14 protein-coding genes and 1 pseudogene are annotated in these 16025 nt (G+C 66.9%); 5 read left to right on the top strand and 10 right to left on the bottom strand.

The features are described 5' to 3' along the window. Positions 1-29: 29 nt before the first annotated feature. On the bottom strand, positions 30-956 hold the full coding sequence (locus BM282_RS14240; RefSeq protein WP_089882258.1) for a hypothetical protein: 927 nt from the start codon (positions 954-956) through the stop codon (positions 30-32). A gap of 153 nt (positions 957-1109) precedes the next feature. Between BM282_RS14240 and BM282_RS14235 the strand changes: the two genes are divergently transcribed. Next, complete coding sequence (locus BM282_RS14235; protein WP_089882257.1) at positions 1110-2258, top strand: TrmB family transcriptional regulator; 1149 nt, start codon at positions 1110-1112, stop codon at positions 2256-2258. Between the two features lie 17 nt (positions 2259-2275). Here BM282_RS14235 and BM282_RS14230 read toward each other — a convergent pair whose 3' ends face one another. The 5 genes from BM282_RS14230 to BM282_RS14210 all read right to left on the bottom strand — a co-directional run bounded on the left by BM282_RS14230 (position 2276) and on the right by BM282_RS14210 (position 6594). After that, on the bottom strand, positions 2276-3238 hold the full coding sequence (locus tag BM282_RS14230; RefSeq protein ID WP_089882254.1) for an endonuclease/exonuclease/phosphatase family protein: 963 nt from the start codon (positions 3236-3238) through the stop codon (positions 2276-2278). Between the two features lie 66 nt (positions 3239-3304). After that, complete coding sequence (locus tag BM282_RS14225) at positions 3305-3835, bottom strand: rhomboid family intramembrane serine protease (protein ID WP_089882784.1); 531 nt, start codon at positions 3833-3835, stop codon at positions 3305-3307. A 144-nt stretch (positions 3836-3979) separates the two neighbouring features. Further along, entirely contained in the window at positions 3980-4759 is a 780-nt protein-coding gene (locus tag BM282_RS14220) for a hypothetical protein (protein WP_089882252.1), read from the bottom strand. Positions 4760-4839: 80 nt separating this feature from the next. Beyond that, positions 4840-5481, bottom strand: a complete 642-nt coding sequence (locus BM282_RS14215) for a DUF5518 domain-containing protein (protein WP_217642709.1) — start codon at positions 5479-5481, stop codon at positions 4840-4842. Positions 5482-5583: 102 nt separating this feature from the next. Further along, the gene (locus BM282_RS14210; protein ID WP_089882248.1) at positions 5584-6594 is read right to left on the bottom strand and encodes a sodium:calcium antiporter; all 1011 of its coding nucleotides are present in this window, start codon (positions 6592-6594) and stop codon (positions 5584-5586) included. 319 nt (positions 6595-6913) lie between these two features. Here BM282_RS14210 and BM282_RS14205 point away from each other — a divergent pair, with 319 nt between their 5' ends. Next, entirely contained in the window at positions 6914-9370 is a 2457-nt protein-coding gene (locus BM282_RS14205) for a ribonucleoside-diphosphate reductase subunit alpha (RefSeq protein ID WP_089882246.1), read from the top strand. A 25-nt stretch (positions 9371-9395) separates the two neighbouring features. Next, a pseudogene (locus tag BM282_RS14200) lies at positions 9396-10415 on the top strand (ribonucleotide-diphosphate reductase subunit beta); the annotation flags it as partial. 27 nt (positions 10416-10442) lie between these two features. Here the strand turns inward: BM282_RS14200 and thiD are convergent. The 4 genes from thiD to thiE are packed head-to-tail and all read right to left on the bottom strand — an operon-like array spanning position 10443 to position 13491. After that, on the bottom strand, positions 10443-11279 hold the full coding sequence (gene thiD, locus BM282_RS14195) for a bifunctional hydroxymethylpyrimidine kinase/phosphomethylpyrimidine kinase (RefSeq protein ID WP_089882241.1): 837 nt from the start codon (positions 11277-11279) through the stop codon (positions 10443-10445). Then, positions 11276-12001: an SDR family NAD(P)-dependent oxidoreductase gene (locus tag BM282_RS14190; protein ID WP_089882239.1), complete on the bottom strand. Its 726-nt coding sequence runs from the start codon at positions 11999-12001 to the stop codon at positions 11276-11278. Before BM282_RS14190 ends, thiD begins: the two co-directional genes overlap by 4 nt. Beyond that, positions 12002-12862 (bottom strand): hydroxyethylthiazole kinase, encoded by an 861-nt coding sequence (gene thiM, locus BM282_RS14185; RefSeq protein ID WP_089882238.1) that lies wholly within the window; start codon positions 12860-12862, stop codon positions 12002-12004. It abuts the gene before it with no gap. After that, entirely contained in the window at positions 12859-13491 is a 633-nt protein-coding gene (thiE, locus tag BM282_RS14180) for a thiamine phosphate synthase (RefSeq protein ID WP_089882236.1), read from the bottom strand. The genes thiM and thiE overlap by 4 nt, the downstream gene beginning before the upstream one ends. A 244-nt stretch (positions 13492-13735) precedes the next feature. On the opposite strand from thiE, the gene BM282_RS14175 reads away from it, so the two are divergent. Together BM282_RS14175 and BM282_RS14170 are read left to right on the top strand one after the other, a co-directional pair. Beyond that, the gene (locus BM282_RS14175) at positions 13736-14389 is read left to right on the top strand and encodes a hypothetical protein (RefSeq protein WP_089882235.1); all 654 of its coding nucleotides are present in this window, start codon (positions 13736-13738) and stop codon (positions 14387-14389) included. A gap of 109 nt (positions 14390-14498) precedes the next feature. Beyond that, entirely contained in the window at positions 14499-15992 is a 1494-nt protein-coding gene (locus tag BM282_RS14170; protein ID WP_089882233.1) for a TrkH family potassium uptake protein, read from the top strand. Positions 15993-16025 lie beyond the last annotated feature (33 nt).

Below are 16025 nucleotides of genomic sequence, written 5' to 3'. Positions count from 1 at the left end.
AACGAACGGTGACGTCGGCGCAGTCGAACTCAGAACGGTACGGACGCCGTCGCTCGGCGAAGTTCGAAACTACCGTCCTCGCGGGCGACTTCGGCGAACAACTCCCACTCGTCGCCGTGTCTCAGTACGTCGAGGTAGCGACACGTTCCGAACGTCGAGAGGCCGGTCCGGCGGTCGGCGGCGGGCGAGGAGTACAGTGGACCGTCGGGGCAGGTGTCGGTGAACGTCTGCAGGTCCGTCGACACCGCCACGCCCGTCCGGAGGTTCCACGTCCGGCCCTCGTCCGCGACGCCGCTTCCGTCGTAGAACGCGAGCCAGACGGGAGCGTCGGGGGCCGGAACGACGGCCGAGACGCGCGTGTGGTGGTCGTGCCAGTAGCCGCGTTCGACGACGGGGTTGTGCTCGGCGCGCGTCCACGTCTCGCCGTCGACGCTCGTCGCGAGGTGCGCCCGTTCGGAAACGCCGTCGGCCCCGGCGTAGAACATGTAGTACCGACCGCCGACGGTGACGATGGCGGGGTCTTTCACGACGCCCGCGTCCGTCTCGCCGGGTCGGGGTCGGAGGACGGGTCGCGCGGTAGTCGGGTCCACCGCTTCGACGGACGAGGCGTCCGCGCACTTGGCGATGACCCAGTCGTTTCCGCCGCGGTCCAAGGGGAGGTACAGTTGGACGTCGCCGGTTCGAGGGTGCGTGACGAGAGACGCGCGTTCGATGCTGACGACGCCCAAGGCTTCGGCGGTCACCTCCAACGCGACGTCGCCGATACCGTCGTCGTACTCGTAGACGACGACGCGGTGCCCGCGTCGGTCGGTGTCGCGTTCCCGAACGGCGAGGTACGTCGTCTCGCCGTGACGGTACGAACAGGGCGCACCGACCCAGTTTCCCTGCCCCGTCTCGTCGGGGGCGAGGAGCGTCTCCGCCTCGCCGAAGTCGACCGTCGGTGCCGTCGCGTACATGTCGGATGACAACCACTCGGAGATGTTATAGCTTTCTGCGTCCTCTCTCACCTCGACGGTGACGAATCGAGAAATCGGTGGTGTGATAGGCGGAGCGACGAGAGACGAGACAACGGAGGCCCCCCACGTGGGGGCGGGGGAGAGAACACTGCCATGACAGAGCGAGAACTCTTGCAAGAGCTACAAGATCTCGGCCTGACCGAGTACCAATCGAAGACGTATCTCGCGGCCGTTCGGGCCGGGGAAGCGCGTCCGAGCGAACTCGTCGACGACTCGGGCGTTCCGCAAGGGCGCATCTACGGCGTCATAGACGCCCTCGAAGAGATGGGACTGCTCGAAGTTCGGTCGGGGACGAAGGGCAAGGAGGTGAGCGCACCGTCACCGAAGGCGGTGCTCGACGACCTGAAGCGACGGCGCATCGACGACCTAACCGAGACGGTTTCGTCCGTCGCCTCCGGCCTCGAAGAACTCCACCAACGGACCGACGGCGAACCGAGGAGTTTCGTCTCGATGGTCAAGCGGGACGAGACGGCGCTCCGACACGCGAAGCGCGCGATAGACGCCGCGGAGTACTGGTTGACCGTGAGTCTCCCGAACGAGCGCTACGCCGAACTCGAACCGCGTCTCGTCGCCGCCGCGGAACGGGGCGTCACCGTTCGGGTGCTGTTCGTCGGCACCGACCCCGACGAAATCGGCCGCGTGTTCCCCGAGCAGTTCAGCGTGCGTCATCGCGCCGCGGCGGACACGTTCGTCGTCGCCGACCGGACGTACGGTATCTTCTCCAGCAAACATCCGATTCAGGACCGCCAGCCCTACATCATCACGCAGGAACAGAACCTCGTCCTCCTCTTTCAGAACTACGCCGAACAGGTGTGGGACACCTCGCGCGTCGTCCAGAGCCCGCGGACGTTCCCGCGTCGCTATCTCGACCCGTGGCGCGTCGTCATCGAACTCAGAGACCAGTTCGACGCGGGAGCGCAGTTCTCGGCCGTCGTGCGAGGGCGGCGAACCGGAGCGCGCGAGCGGGAAACGTGGGAGGGACCCGTCGTCGCGTACGACGTGAGCGGGTCCGACGACGGCACGGACTACATGAGTTCGCCGCCGACGTACGCCTCGCTGACCGTCGAGACGCCGAACGAGCGAGTGACGGTGGGCGGGTGGAAAGCCACGTTCGAAGACGTCGCCGCGTCGGGAATCGAGGTTCGGCGACTTGACCCGCAGGACGAGTCGCCGGCGAAATCCGCGTCCGGGCGAGAATCCCGAGCAGAGCGAGAGTCCGCGTCCGAGTCAGAGAGCGAGTGACTCCGGCCGAGTCGGCCTCACAACTCGAACTCGGCCCACAGCGGGTAGTGGTCCGAGATGTGCCACGACAACGAGCGGTTCGAGAGGTCACGCCGCGGGAGTGCGACGTCTCTGAAGTCGAAGTGGCCGCTGTCGCGGTACGTCAGCGAGAGGGCCGGGCGGCCGCGCCCCTTCGTGAACCACGCGATTTGGTCGTAGAACTTGTCCGGTCCGTCGCCGAAGATGGTGCGCGGGACGTCGTGGAGGTGGCTCGGTACTTCGAGGCCGGTGGACGTGAACGCCTCGTAGCGTTCGTCGTCCTTCCGGTCGATGTTGAAATCACCCAGCGCGACGAGGTTGTGCCCCCAGGCGTTCACGTCGCGAGCCCACTCGTCTAACCACTCGGCGATGGCGCGGAGTTCGGGCGTTCGCGCCGCCGCGTTGTCGCCGTACAGGACGTGGAGTGTGACGAGGATGAACGTCTCGTCGCCGCACCGAAAGCTCACCGCGTACGGCGTCCGTGCGAACTGTCGTTCGAGCGCACCCGGCCGTATCTCCTCGAACTCCTCGTCCGGGACGACCAGTTCGCCCGCGAGACCGCTCATCTGTACCTTCCGCCGGTCGAACAGATAGCCGAGTCGTTCGTCGTTTCCCGCGTCGCCCCGCGTCACGTCCGTGAGGACGAGGCCCCAGTCGGAGCCGAGAACCTTCAGCGTGTGTCTGAGCGCTTTCAGATTCCCCTTTACCTCCTGGAGGGCGACGACGTCGAACCGCCGAATCACCTCTGCGATGACGCGTACCGACTGGAGGTCACGCTTCGGACTGTCGTCCCCGCTCGACGCCCACTTCTCCGTGAGACCGCCGAATCCGCGGATGTTCCACGTCGCGACGAGGAGGTTCCGGTCGAGCGTTCGCGGGGGGAGTTCGGCGTCTAGCGTCTCGACCAACGCGTCGAGGTCACGCGCGATTTCGGTCGGCGGGTCGTCGGTGACGTGCGGCATCAGACGTTATATATCGTCACGGTTACACAAAAAGGAGCGTGCTCGACCGGCCAGCGGTCGCGACAGTCAGCGGACCCCGAGCAGTCGGAGACGGCCGGCGAGAAGTCCCATCACCGCGCCGGCGAAGTGCGCGACGAGCGCGCTTCCGGGGGCGCTGAACGCCAGTGTCAGTCCGAGGGCGACGGCGGCGACGAGGACGACGAGGACGCGCGGCGGGAGTCTGAGGGTGTCGAACAGCATCCCGGACGCGGGGTTCGCCGCGAGGACGTAGCCGACCAGCGCGAACGCGGCACCGCTCGCACCGAGGACGGCGGTCGGACCGCCGAGGAGACCGGTCGCCCAGACGTGTGCGACGCCCGCCAACGCGCCGGTGACGACGAAGAACAGGTGAAAGCGGAGTCGCGTCGTCGAGAGCGAGACGAGCGTTCCCGCGAGGGCGACGACGACGGCGTTCGAGAGGAGATGTCCCGGTCCGGCGTGGGCGTAGACGCTGGTGACCAGTGTCCACGGCGGGAGCAACACGGGCGGTGCGAGGGCGAACAGACCGACGAGGCCGACGAACGACGCGCCCCACGTCAGGAGGGAGACGGCGACCATCGCGACGAGCGTCTCGACGACGGGGTTGCCGAAGAGGAGCGTCCGGGGGGAGGGTCGGTCACGGGTCGGGGCGGAGGCGGCGGACACGAGTGCTCGCAGAGAGTCGGTCGGGACGGAGCAAAGGTCTTCGGTCGGAGCGCCCGGTCACTCTTCGGGTCGCGCGTCGAGACCACCCGACGTCGCGTCGGGACCCGCGTCGCCGGTGTGGCACCGCTGCCCCTCGAACAGTCGTTCGGTGTCCGAGGCGGCGAGCGAGGGGCGCAGCGCAGTGGTCGGCCGGTCGAGCGACCGGAGGCGTTGGAACTGCCTGTGGACGCCGGTCCCGTAGGCGGCCGCGAGATATCCGAACGCGGCGACGGCGACGACGGGGAGCGAGAGCGGACCGGTCAGCGCGCGAATCAGGCCCAAGGTGAGCCCCACCGCGCCGCCGACGACGAAGAGGATGGCCACCGTGATGAGGAACGCGGCGCGCGCGTTCGCGACGGCGTTGAGGCGAATCCAGTCGGCGTAGCTCCGCACGAGCGTGCGTCGGAACTGCCGTTCCGCACCCGACTCTGCGTTCGCGACCCGTTCGAGGTCCGACGGGCCGACGCCGACGACCCGCGGCGAGATGGCGTACGTCACGCCGGCGACGACGGCACCGACCACGAGGAGTGTGAGCCCGGCACCCAGATACGGCATCGAGTCGAGGTTCGCCCCCGCGTCCGCCAGCGAGAGAACCGAGACGACGAGACCCGAGAGACCGACGGCGAACTGCAGCAGTCGAATCGCCTTCGAGTCGATGTCTTCGAGCGTGTCGAGTTGTTCGTCGAGCGTTCGACGCGCCTCTCTCGTCGCGACTCGGAGGTCGGGACGGGAGTCGGCGTCGCCGCCCGGTCGAGAGTCGGCTCCGGGGACGGAGGGTTCGCCGGAGTCGGAGTTCATGTCCGCCACCTTCGAGAGCCGACCACTTACGCTCGTCCCCGGCGGCGGTCCGACGACGGAATCCGAGCGAGGCGAGTCGCCTACGACGCGCCGGACGTTCCTCCGGGGCCGCGGTCACCCGCCCGAGTCACGAGGACGTGATAGCCGAGAACGCCGACGGCGGCGCCCGTGACGGCGCCGACGGGGATACCGACGAGCATCGACGGCCAGATGTACGGGTCGAGGAGGGCCGTCACGCCGAGACCGACGCCGGCGAAGGTGACGACGGCGGCGAGGAGACTGGCGAGGAGGGGGACGGCTCGAACACCCGGTGCCGACCGGTCGGCGTCGGACCGGGCGGCGCGGTCCGTCCGGTCTGCGCGGACCACAGCGCCCAACGCGCCGCCGACGCCGGCGACGACGGCTTGACCGGCGGCGGCGACGATCCAGAGCGCACCGGCGAGGAGAAGTCCGGTGGCGGAGACGCCTTCGACACCACCGACGCCGAGCGTGGCCGCGGCGATACCCACCGAGAGGACGCTCTCCGCGACGGCGACGACGAGTCCGGTGAGACCGCCGACGAGCGAACCGCGCCGGACGTTCCCGCCTTCGAGGAAGCCCGCGACGCCGCCAGCGACCAAGGGGGCGACGAGCGAGACGAACGGGAGATAGCTCGCGACGAGTCCCACGAAGGCACCGACAGCGACGGTGCGTCCGGTAGTCCGAGTGAAGCGAGTGGTCATGATAGCAGATACGTCGTCGGGCGGCCACTGCCTATCGATGGTTCTCGAAAGGGGAGAGACGAGCGTTGCAGGCTCGGAAACGTCCGACTAGCGGGGCGTGAGTCACGCCCCGGGGATGAGAGCCGTCACACCGGTCGACTCCGCGAGCATCCAGCCGACGAACACCGCGTAGACGGCGAGGAGACCGTACGCCTCGAAGTCCGTCAAAGAGAGGTCGGTCCGTAAGACGGTGAAGAGCAGTACCGTCGCGAGCGTCAGAAACCCCATCGTCGGGACGGCGATGGCGAAGTCGATGGCGGCGGCCCCGACGATGAAGACGCCGACGGGGATGGCCACGAGGAGGTCGAACGTGTTCGACCCGAAGACGTTCGCGAGGCTGGTGACGCCGCGCCCGTTCTTCGCGGCGCGGACGCTGACGAGCGTGTCGGGAAGACTCGTCGCCGCGGCGAGGACGGTGACGCCCCAGAGGAAGTCGGGTGCGCCGTAGACGTCGCCGACGAACTGGACGGCGTGGACCAACTGCTCGACGGCGACGAGGATGACGACGAGTCCGGCGACGAGCGTCCCCCACTCGCGCAGGACGTTCGCGTCGGTCACCGGGTCGGCCTCGTGTTCGGCCGTATCGGCGTATTGGATGAAGACGTACAGCGCGTACAGCGCCAACGGAAGCGCCGCGAGCGGACGTGTGACGGTGCCGGACAGTCCCGGTCCGGTCGGGTAGTAGATGACCGCCATCGCGAACGTGATGACCACGACGGAGACGGCTATCATGTAGAACTGCGCCTCTTTGTAGACGAGCGTTCTGCTCGCCTCCACGTCCTCGTCGGTCAGGATGCCCGAGAGCGCGGGAATGACGAGGACGTTGAAGATGGCGGACCCGACGATGGCGCCGACGCCGAGGCCGAACGACCCAGAGAGCGCGGCGAAGACGACGCTCGCCAGTTCGGGAAGACTCGACCCGACGGCGGCGACGATGGCACCTTGGACGACCAGCGGGAGTCCGTAGTACCGAGAGAGCGTCTCGCTTGCCGATTCGAGCCACCCGCTGCCGACGTAGATACCGGCCGTCGCGGCGAAGATGAGCGCGACGTTCACCGAGAGAGATTCGCTCATTCGTTCGGCGGTTAGCACGTGAAAGCAAATGCGTTCGGGTGTCGTCGCCAGTCGCCCGAATACAACTGAATTTGTCTTAGTACAACTGAGTTGGAAAACTTTATCACCCGGTCGCCGAACAAGATACCGTACGGCCGGCCACGGAAAACCGGCAGACAGCGGACGAATCGGGCAGGGGGTCGAACAGTGGCGACGCTGGGCTGACGAGTCGACGCAGCCGGCGGCGGCGCACCCCCACGAGACGACGCAGAGCGACGAGAGGCGACGGCCGACCGACGAGAAGCGACGGTTGACCGACGACAGACAGACGAATCTCCAGATGGCACACACACAGACGACACGGACGACGGACGTACAGACGATTCTCGACGGTGCGCGCGACGGCTACGAAGCCGTCGTCACCGACGAGGTGCGAGACGGACTCCTCGCCGAGACCGAACGGAACCTCTACGACGAGGCGTCGGCGGACGAGGTGTACGAGGCGCTCGAACAGGTGCTGACGGCGCGGGTCGAGCGTGACCCGGCGTACAAGTACGTCGCCGCCGACGTCCACCGCCAGCGACACATCCGGCGCGTGACCGGCGACGCGCCGAGCGAGACGGACGACACCGACCGCACGTATCGCGAGACGTTCGTTCGGAACCTCGAACGCGGCGTCGAGTGCGGACTGCTCGACGACAGACTCGTCGACGGGCGGTTCGATACGGACGCGCTCGCCGAGGCGCTCGCTCTCGAACGCGACGACCTGTTCGACTACACCGCGATGTCGACGCTCACGCAGCGGTACTTCATCGAAGAGACCGACGGCGGCCCGCTCGAACTCCCGCAGGCGTTCTGGATGCGCGTGGCGATGGGTCTCGCACTCGAAGCGGACGACCCCCAGCGGAGAGCGCTGGAGTTCTACGAGGTGCTCTCTCGGCTCCTGTTCACGCCGTCGACGCCGACGCTGTTCCACAGCGGGACGACGCACCCGCAGTTGTCCTCGTGTTACCTCACGACGGTCGAAGACGACTTAGAGCACATCTTCGACTCGTACAAACACCACGCACAGCTATCGAAGTGGAGCGGCGGGCTCGGTAACGACTGGACGAACCTCCGCGCGGAGGGCGCACTCATCGAGAGCACGGGCGTCGAGTCGACGGGGACGGTCCCGTTCCTGAAGATAAGCAACGACGTGACGGCGGCCATCAACCGCTCCGGAAAGCGGCGCGGGGCCGCCTGCGGCTACCTCGAAGCGTGGCACCTCGATTTCCCGGCGTTTCTGGACCTCCGGCGGAACACGGGCGACGAACGCCGCCGGACGCACGATATGAACACCGCCGCGTGGGTTCCGGACCTGTTCATGAAGCGCGTCGAGAACGAGGAGACGTGGACGCTGTTCTCGCCCGACGAAGTGCCGGAACTCCACGAGACGTACGGCGAGGAGTTCGAGGCGCTCTACCGGGAGTACGAAGCGAAGGCCGAGGCGGGCGAACTCCGCCAGTACGAGACGGTCGACGCCCCCGACCTCTGGCGGACGATGCTCACTCGCCTGTTCGAGACGGGCCATCCGTGGATCACGTTCAAAGACCCCTGTAACGTCCGGTCGCCGCAGGACCACGTCGGGACGGTTCACTCGTCGAATCTCTGTACCGAGATAACGCTGAACACCAGCGCGGACGAACACGCCGTCTGCAACCTCGGGAGCGTCAACCTCTCGAACCACGTCGCGGGCGGAGAACTGGACCGCGACTCCCTCGCGGAGACCATCGAGACGGCTTCGCGGATGTTGGACAACGTCGTCGACCTCTGTTTCTATCCGACCGACGAAGCGGAGTACTCGAACATGCGTCACCGGCCGGTCGGTCTCGGCGTGATGGGCTTTCACGACGCGCTGATGCAGGTCGGAGCGCCGATGGCGTCCGAAGAAGCCGTCGAGAAGGCCAACCGCTGGCAGGAGTTCGTCTCCTATCACGCCATCCTGAACAGTTCGCGACTGGCGAGAGAGCGCGGCGCGTACGAGACGTTCGAGGGGAGCAAGTGGGACCGAGGCATCCTCCCCCACGACACGGTCGACCTGTTGGAGGCCGAACGCGGCCGGGAGATTCCGACCGACCGAACCGAGACGATGGACTGGGACCGCGTCCGCGAACACGTCGCCGAGCACGGGATGCGCAACTCGAACACGATGGCCGTCGCGCCGACGGCGACCGTCTCGACAATCAACGGGACGACGCCCTCTATCGAGCCCATCTACTCGAATCTCTACGTCAAATCGAACATGAGCGGCGACTTCACCGTCGTCAACGAACACCTCGTGGACGACCTGAAAGAGGCGGGACTGTGGGACGACGACCTGAGAGACCGTCTCAAGTTCCACGACGGGTCGATTCAGGAACTGGACGACGTGCCCGAAGCGACGCGAGAACTGTACCGAAGCGCGTTCGAGATAGACCCGCGCCACCAACTCCGTCTGACGGCCCACCGAGGGCAGTGGATAGACCAGTCCGTCTCGCACAACGTGTTCTTCCCGAGCACGGACGGGTCGCTCCTGGACGACGTGTACAAAGCGGCGTGGCGACTCGGCGTGAAGACGACCTACTACCTGCGGACGCTCGGCGCGTCGCAGATAGAGAAGTCGACGCTGGACATGGCCGAGTACGGCCGGACGCAACGACGGAACGGCGCGTCCGCCGAGACGGACGCAGAGACGGGACGCGACGGCACCGACTCGGGAGAGACGAGCGAATCGTCGCTCGCCCGCGTCGAAGACCCGACGTGCGACGCCTGCCAGTAACGACTCCGAGACGGACGACAGACACCGAGAGACACCAGCGACCGACGACACACACATGCCCATACTGAACCACGACGCGGAACACGACCCGAACAAGATACTGCCGATAGACTACGAGTGGGCGCGCCAGTACTACCGCGACGGCGTCGCCAACAACTGGGTGCCCGAGGAAGTGCCGATGCAGGAGGACGTCGCCCAGTGGAACGGCGACGCCCTGACCGACTCGGAGCGACAGCTAGTGGAGTGGAACCTCGGGTTCTTCTCGACGGCCGAGTCGCTGACGGCGAACAACATCGTCCTCGCACTCTACGAGTACGTCACGGCCCCGGAGTGCCGACAGTACCTCCTCCGGCAGGCGTACGAGGAGGCGATTCACACGGACACGTTCATCTACTGCTGCGACTCGCTCGGGTTCGACCCCGACCATCTCTACGGGATGTACGACCGCATTCCGTCCATCCGGGAGAAAGACGACTTCGTCGTCGAGTTGACGAAGAACCTCGAAGACGACGCCGACCTGTCGACAGACGAGGGCGTCCGTGACCTCCTCCGCGACCTCGTGGGGTTCTACGTCGTCATGGAAGGGGTGTTCTTCTACGCCGGATTCGCCATGATGCTGGCGCTGAAGCGGCAGAACAAGATGGTCGGCATCGGCCAGCAGTTCGAGTACATCATGCGCGACGAGTCGCTGCACGTGGGGTTCGGCGTGGACCTCGTCAACCAGATTCGCGCCGAGAACCCCGACGTCTGGACCGACGAGTTCGACGACGAGGTTCGCGAGTTAGTCGAGCGCGCAGTGGAGTTAGAACAGATATACGCCCGCGAAGCCTGCCCCGACGACGTGTTGGGGATGAGCCCCGACCAGTTCGCCGAGTACGTCGAGTACATCGCCGACCGGCGACTCGGTCAGTTGGACATCGAGGAGCGCTACGGGACGGACAACCCGTTCCCGTGGATGAGCGAGGCCGTCGACCTGAACAAGGAAAAGAACTTCTTCGAGACGCAGGTCACCGAGTACCAAAGCGGCGGGTCGCTCGACTGGTAGGTCGCGGTGCGACTGCGTCGGTGTCGGTCAGTTCTCGAACGCCGAAACCGCCCCGGCGTCGTCGACGAGGTGGTTCACGCTCCCGTTCTCGCCGACGGCGGCGGGTCGTTCGAGCGACGCGCGAACGAAGGAGACGCCGCGTTCGACGGCGGTCGTCAGGTCGTCGCCGTGCGCCGTGCGGGCCGCGATGGCGCTGGAGAGCGTACACCCCGATCCGTGCGTGGTGTCCGTCTCGATTCGCTCGGCGGCGAACGTCGCGCTGTCTCGGGGCGTAACCAAGCTATCCCGCACCTCGTCGCTCGCGCCGTCCGCCTCGACGTGGCCGCCCTTGAACAGGACGGCGTCCGCGCCCCACGCGAAGAACCGCGCCGCGGCCGCCTCGCGCGACTCCGCGGAGTCGGGCCACTCGCCCGTCAGTCGCTCCGTCTCGTCGGCGTTCGGCGTGACGAGCGTCGCGCGGTCGAACAGGTCGGTGTACGCCTCCACCGCGTCGGGTTCGAGGAGTGGGTCGCCCGAGGTGGCGACCATCACCGGGTCGACGACGACCGGTGCCTCGATAGCCGCGAGGCAGTCGTCGACGGTTCGGACGGCGTCGGCCGTCGCGAGCATCCCCACCTTCACCGCGCCGACGGGGAAGTCGTCGCGGACGGCCTCGAACTGCGCGCGAATCTCCGCGAGTGGGAGGACGTGCGTTGACCGGACGCCGCGGGTGTTCTGCGCCGTCGCGGCGACGAGGACGGACCCGCCGTAGACGCCGAGACGCGTCATCGTCTTCAGGTCCGCTTGGATACCGGCACCGCCGCCGGAGTCGCTGGACGCGACCGTGAGCGCGTACGGCGGCGCCTGCGGGTCGGGACGAGTCATCGGAAGTGCATCCCTCCGTTGACGCTCAGCACCTCGCCGTGCGTGAACGAACTGTCGAGGAGGTATCGAACCGACTCGGCGACGTCCGCGGGCGAACAGGCGTACTCCGGCAGATGGGTGTCGACGTTCTCGTGGCCGAGGAACTCGGTGGACTCCAAGTGGTCGACGATGGTGCCGTTCATCGACGTGTCGACCGGACCGGGCGCGACGGCGTTGACGCGGACGCCGTCCGGGCCGACTTCTCGCGCGAGTGCGCGGACGAGGCCGTGGAGGCCCGACTTGCTCGCCGCGTAACTCGTGTCCACCGTCCCCGCGGTGCCGCCGACGCTGGAGAGGAAGACGAGCGACCCCGCCGACTCGCGGAGAGCCGGGAGAAGCGCTCGGGCGACGCGGGCGGACCCGACGAGGTTCGTCTCTATCACGCGAGACCACTGCTCGTCGGTCGACTGTTCGAGGAGGGCGGGTTCGACGACGCCGACGGTGTGGACGACGCCGTCGACGCCGTCGAGCGTCGCCGTCGCTCGCTCGGCGAAGCGTTCGACCGAGTCGGTGTCGGTCACGTCCATCTGAACGGCGTGTCTGTTCGTCGAGGAGTCGGCGGCGGAGACGAGCGACTCCGCCCCGTCTTCGTCGCGGTGGTACGAGAACACCACGTCCGTCTCCGCGGCGGCGACGACGGCGCGACCGATACCGCCTGTCCCGCCGGTGACGACGAGACCCATCTACGCTTCCACCACGCGTTCGATTCGGGAGTCGGCGTCCGGTAGGTCGACGCCGTCGAGGCCGGCGATGGCGTCGAGGAACGCGACCCGATAGCTGGCCGGACCCGCGTAGTCGCCGAACTGACCGTCCGCCGCGACTTCGCCCGCGAGTCCGTACGCGAGGGTTCCGGCGAGGGCGGCCCGTGCGACGTCGTCCGCCGCGCCCGCGAACGTCGCGAGAGTCACGCCGAGCATACAGCCGGTTCCGACGAACCGCCCCATCATCTCGTGACCGGCGTGGACCTCGAACGCCTCGTCCTCGGTCGCCACCACGTCCGTCTCGCCGGAGGCGACGACGACGGCCCCCGTCCGTCGGGCGCAGGCCATCGCCGTCACCGCGATGTCGGCGTACTCGCCGACGGATTCGACGCCGCGAACGTCGGCGTCCTCGCCCGCGATGGCGCTTATCTCGCCGTAGTTCCCGTTGAGTACGTCGACCGAGAGGTCTGTCACGAGTCGGTCTGCGACGCGGTCCCGAGTCGGCGTCGCGCCCACGCCGACGGGGTCGACGACGAGGGGGACGCCGTTCTCACCCGCGGATTCGCCCGCGGCGACCATCGCCGCCTCGCCCTCCTCGCTCACGGTGCCCATGTTGAGCAGACAGGCCTGCGCACCGGCGACCATGTCGCCGACTTCCCGTTCGTCGTCGGACATGACGGGGAGGCCGCCCCAGTACAACGTCGCGTTCGCCACGTCGTTGACCGTCACCGCGTTCGTCACGCAGTTGACCGTCACCGCGTTCGTCACGCAGTTGACGAGCGGACTCGCCGATTCGATAGTCGAGAGCGTCTCCGCGAGGTCGAAATCGAGGGTGGAACTCACGCTTCGACCCTCCGGTCCTCGACGGCCGCACGCAGTCGGCGCGTCGCCGCCGCGGGGTCGTCGGCCGCGGTAATCTCGGAGACGACTGCGACGCCGTCGGCACCCGCGGCGACCACGTCGCCCGCGTTCTCGGAAGTGACGCCGCCGATACCGACGAAGGGAATCTCGACCGCCTCGGCTATCGCTTCGACCCGCGAGAGTCCGATTTCGGCGTCGTCAGCGCGGACGTCTTTCGTCCGCGTGGCGAAGACGGCCCCGACGCCGAGGTAGTCCGCGCCGGCGCGTTCGGCCTCGCGGGCGGCTTCGACCGTCGACACCGACCGTCCCACGATGGCTCCGTCACCGAGTTGCTCGCGGGCGACGGAGACGGGGAGGTCGTCGTCCCCGAGGTGGACGCCGTCGGCGTCGACGGCGACGGCGAGGTCCAGACGGTCGTTGACGACGAGGGGGACGTCCGCCTCCCGGGTGAGTTCGCGGAGTTCGCGCCCGAGTTCGTACCGTTCTCTGGCCGTCGCGTGTTTCTCTCTGAGTTGTACCACGTCGACTCCGCCCTCGATGGCGGCGCGAACGACGTCCGCCGTCCCCCGGTCGAGAGAGTGGTCCGATTGCGTCACGAGGTACGTCCGCATTCTATTATTCATCGGTTGTATAGTTCAGTTGTTGGCAGCGGTAAAGCGTTGTTGGAAGACCGGTGGCGACGGGAGAGAGGTTCGAGAGGAGAAGTGAGTGAGGAGAGGATGACGAGGGGAGGCAGAGAGGAAAGGAGGGGAGAAGAAAAGAGAAGAGAGGAAAGGAGAGGAGAAGAGAGCAGAGACACAAAGACGCGTTTGCGCCTACGGCGTGGTTATGTCCTCGAACGGAGATATCGTAGCTGTGAACACGACACGACGCGCACTCGTCAGTTCCTGCGGCATCGGGACGCTCGCCCTCCTCGCGGGGTGTCTCGGCGGCAGCGACGGTAGCGACGGCGACGACACGGAGACTCCCGACGAGACGCTGAGTCCGGGTGGAACCGACAACGAGACGGGCGGCACCCGTCCGCGTGGAACCGGCGGACCGGGCGTCACCATCGTCTCGCGCGACGGCGACCCGGACGCGCCCGTCCGACCGACCGTCGAAGTGACCGAAGAGGCGGCGACGGAGGAACACCCACCGGTCCTCACCGCGACGGTGACGAACGAGAGTGACCGGGCGGTGACCATCGGCGAGGGCAGAGACGTGGTCTTCGCGTACCGGTCCGACACGGACGACCAGTTGATTCTCCTCCCCACCGACGGCGACTACCCCGCCGAGGCCGGGTGCTGGCGACTCGCAGAACAGATAGCCGTCACCGAGGAGTACCGGATGGTAACGCTCGAACCGGGCGAGTCGACGAGCCAAGAACTCGGACTGTACGCGTTGCCGGGCGAGGACGCCTGTCTCCCCGTCGGCGAGTACCGTTTCGAGTCCTCCTACGCGGTGATGGACGAACCCGACGGCGAGCGCCAGAACTCGTTCACCTGGGGGTTCAGCGTCCTCCTGGAATGACGCGGGCGGACGCGTCGAACCCAGCCGTCCCCGGCTAGCGACCGAAGCGCGGAGCGTCACGCCACACTTTTCGTTATCCCCGACGACGGTCCGATATCGTGACGGTCGTATGAACCAAGTCGAGTGGCGGACGAGTCTCCGACTGGTCGGAACGGTGCTCAAGTGGTTGTGGGTTCCGTTCCTGCTTCCGCTCGGAATCGCCCTGTACGACGGAACAGCGGTGACGCCGTTCGTCCTCCCGATGGCCGGCGTCGTCGTCGCCGGAGAGGGACTCGAACGGTTGACGACGGACACGACGTTCAGAGAGCGAGAGGCGTTCTTGATGGTCGCCGTCATCTGGTTGGGCGTCGCCGTCGTCGGCGCGGTTCCGTTCGTCGTCGCCGGTGCGGGGACGCTCGCGGACCCGGTGAACGCGCTGTTCGAGAGCATGAGCGGAATCACGACGACAGGTGCGACGGTCATCATCGACTTCGACGCTCACTCGCGGGCCATCCTCATGTGGCGAGCGGTACTCCAGTGGTTGGGCGGCCTCGGTATCCTCGTCCTCGCGACGGCGGTGCTCTCGCAACTGGGGGTCGGCGGTGGGAACCTGATGGAGACGGAGAGTCAGACGCGAGACGTGACGAAGCTCACGCCGAAGATATCGGAGACTGCCGGGCTCATCTGGCGGTTGTACCTCGGTCTGACTGGTCTGCAGGTGACCGTGCTCTACGGACTCCACCTCGGCGGGTTCGCCCCGAAGATGACGCTGTTCGACGCCGTCGCACACGCGTTTACGACTATCTCCACGAGTGGGTTCTCTCCGCGTGCGGCGAGCATCGCCGCCTTCTCGCCGGCGGTGCAGTGGGTCATCATACCGTTCATGGTGATCGGAGCGACGAACTTCATCCTCATCTACTTCGTCTCACAGGGGCACTTCGAGCGACTCCGCGATAGCGAAGAGTTCCGCTTCTATCTGGCTATCCTCGCGTTCTTCACCATCGCCGTCGCGGGCATCCTGTTTCTCGACGGCGGGCCGCACACGGAACCGGAGTCGGTCGTCAGGCACTCGCTCTTCCAAGTGGTCTCGATCGTCACGACAACCGGCTACGCGAGCACCGATTTCAACTTCTGGTCGTCGGGCGCGAAACACCTGCTCTTCGTCTGTATGTTCGTCGGCGGAATGGCCGGGAGTACGACGTGTTCTATCAAGGCGCTCCGGTGGCTCGTCGTCTTGAAGGCGTTCCGTCGGGACCTGTTCGTCGCCTCGAACCCTCGCGTGGTCCGTCCGGTGCGACTGAGCGGGTCCGTGGTCGACGAGCAGACGATTCGAGACATCTACGCGTACGCGCTCGTGAGCCTCCTGTTCTTCATCGGTGCGACGATATTCGTCGCCGTCGACGCGTCGCGCGGCCAACTGACCGTCAGCGAGTTCGAGGCGATGGGGGCGGCGGCGGCGACGTTCTTCAACGTCGGTCCCGCGTTCGGAATCGCGGGCCCGTTCGAGAGCTACGAACCGTTCTCCCGGTCGACGAAGCTTCTCATGACGTTTCTGATGTGGATCGGACGAATCGAGATTATCCCGGTACTCGTCCTCCTGACGCCGTCGTTCTGGCGGACGTGACGGGCCGTACCTTCAGGCGAACCGCACCGTCAC

Origin of the sequence: Halogeometricum limi, from assembly GCF_900115785.1 — an archaeon.
Lineage (GTDB): Archaea > Halobacteriota > Halobacteria > Halobacteriales > Haloferacaceae > Halogeometricum > Halogeometricum limi.
This window is presented reverse-complemented; position numbering and strand designations above follow the sequence as displayed.